The sequence below is a fragment of the Geminicoccus flavidas genome (genome assembly GCF_009806515.1).
GTDB classification, from domain to species: Bacteria; Pseudomonadota; Alphaproteobacteria; order Geminicoccales; family Geminicoccaceae; genus Geminicoccus; species Geminicoccus flavidus.
Genome location: NZ_WUJP01001070.1, coordinates 1 through 2,021, shown reverse-complemented (window position 1 = coordinate 2,021; position 2,021 = coordinate 1). Strand labels below are relative to the sequence as shown.

At 57.2% G+C, this 2,021-nt stretch carries 1 protein-coding gene and 2 pseudogenes; 2 read left to right on the top strand and 1 reads right to left on the bottom strand.

All coding sequences use genetic code 11. The annotated features are described in order from the left end of the window. Nucleotides 1-1,079: 1,079 nt before the first annotated feature. Entirely contained in the window at nt 1,080-1,649 is a 570-nt protein-coding gene (locus EQG76_RS30530; RefSeq protein ID WP_159718993.1) for a hypothetical protein, read from the top strand. A gap of 46 nt (nt 1,650-1,695) precedes the next feature. Here EQG76_RS30530 and EQG76_RS30525 read toward each other — a convergent pair. Continuing rightward, nucleotides 1,696-1,810, bottom strand: a pseudogene (locus EQG76_RS30525) (IS481 family transposase); the annotation flags it as partial. Between the two features lie 14 nt (nt 1,811-1,824). Here EQG76_RS30525 and EQG76_RS30520 point away from each other — a divergent pair. Then, nucleotides 1,825-1,947 (top strand): annotated as a pseudogene (locus EQG76_RS30520) (IS5/IS1182 family transposase); the annotation flags it as partial. Nucleotides 1,948-2,021 lie beyond the last annotated feature (74 nt).

The window sequence follows — 2,021 nt, the reverse complement described above, 5'->3', positions numbered from 1 at the left end:
TGGAAATAGCGGCTTATTAGCTAGATTGGCTAACTGTAGCCGCTTCAAACCTTTGGGTCCGCGAGGCACTGCGGCTTTACGCAGGTGACGCTGCCGCTATGTCCGACCGTATTGAAGCCCTCGCACCTCACGCCATACGGCCGCATCAAATGCCGGCCTAACCAGCACGTCCTCCACTCCAGGAAGAACCGCCTTGACCGCCACTGCAACCACCTGCGGGAGGTCCTCTAGGGTGATGTGAGAGCGCCCGGGCTGTAGATCTTGCAGGAGCTGCACCGCCAACGAGCATGAGTTAGTTCGACCAGTTGAGCATGCTTGGTCAGACGCAGTGGCACTCAACTTTGTACGGTTACCACGAATACGCGTGTAAAGCGTAAATACTAAGCATTCATACCCACCCGGGATAGATCGCATGACTGTCGCAGCGTAGCTTTCGACAGAGTAAGAGGATCATGCTATTGACTGATGTAGATACATTTGCACGATACGAGCCGCCATCCGAAGGTCAGGATGTGCCGATCTTACTGGTGGAAATGCCTATCAATGATGATGGTCCTAGAAAATGCCATGCGGTGGGTACCTATGCCGAGCAGGCGTGGCACCGTGTCCATGACGTCGGTCTGCTCGGCACTTGGTACCGCACTATTGGTAGCCACAGTTTCCGTGGCAGAGGCATCGACCTTGGAGCCACGTGGACCTACCGAGCAGTGTCACACCGGCATCACATCTAAACGGGTGCCGAACTGCGAGACAGTGATTTTCTATGTCAATCCGGTCGCCGGAGGCGACGATCGGATTGCGCGTGTCCAGTGCCCGGCAAGAAGGCCCTATTTCTGGAACTGGGACGTCAGGACAAGCCCTGGCATGCATGCGACGCTACTCGATTCCATCAAGGACAAGCAGGGGCGCGACATCGGCGCTGTTGTGAGGTTGGACGAGCAGACCGGCCACAGAGCAGGTGAGAGCCGTGTGCTCCTTGGCTGCTCAAGCATTATCCCGAAGTTGGCAGGCCGCATGACCCACCGTGGCTATCACCCAACTGCAGGACGTAGCTGAACGTGCGGCAAGGGAGAAACGCAATGAAAAACGACAGTCTTTTGCGAATTGGCGTCGGCTTTGCCGTACTGACGAGCTTGATGGTCCTGTTACCCAGCAGCGGGCAGGCAGGTGACCCATGCGTCGACCCCTACGGCAATACTGTTCCGAACTGTCAGGAGGTGTCGGTCACGGTCGGTCTGAAAACCTTCGAGACGAAGGGCTGGGCGTTGTATTGTCCGAACAATGCCTATTACTACTGGGGCGGATACAACGATGTATGGCAGCATTCGCCGCACGTGTTCTGGGAAAATGCGTTTGGTGAAGGCGGGAACAAAGCCGATTTCACGTTGACCAATACCCATCTCGGTTCCAACTCAGTTACAATTACCATCGGTTGCTCACCGTTCAGCCAAGGTGGTAGTTGCACTGGTGCCCGTACCACGTGGAGTGACCCAGGCTGTCCCGAGAACAACCGGCGTAGAGTCTGCGCTGGGGACGGCGAGGATCAGCAGTGCTGGGAGGAATGGGACGAGGAGTGCGTCAGTAACGGCAACGTCACCGACTGGGCCTGCACGCAAGCGCTGTTTAAGACAATGTGCGTCAGCTGCTGACAAAGCCTTAGCCTGCCTGAAGCCAGGCTTTGTAAGGCCGCTACTTTTAGTTGTACGGTCCCGGGATGTGGTGTGACGGTTTGAGCCTGAACCGGTTGGGCTCTTTTGCCCAGACCTGGCAGATGAATTCGTAGGCCGCGCAGGGTCTTGAGCCGGCGGGCATGTAGGCGTCCACACTCGCTTTCGCCGCTCGGTGAAGGACTATGAGCGCTACGCCAGCACCCTTGCCGGCCTTCACCTCGTCGCGTTTGCCTGCATCATGCTCAAGCGAGCGGCTCGACTGGCCGCAGGTTCATAACAGCCTCTAGGGCCCGTTAGCCCTTGATCCAGTCGAGGTAGCAGCGAGGCAGAGGACGCTTATGAAGGAGCGGG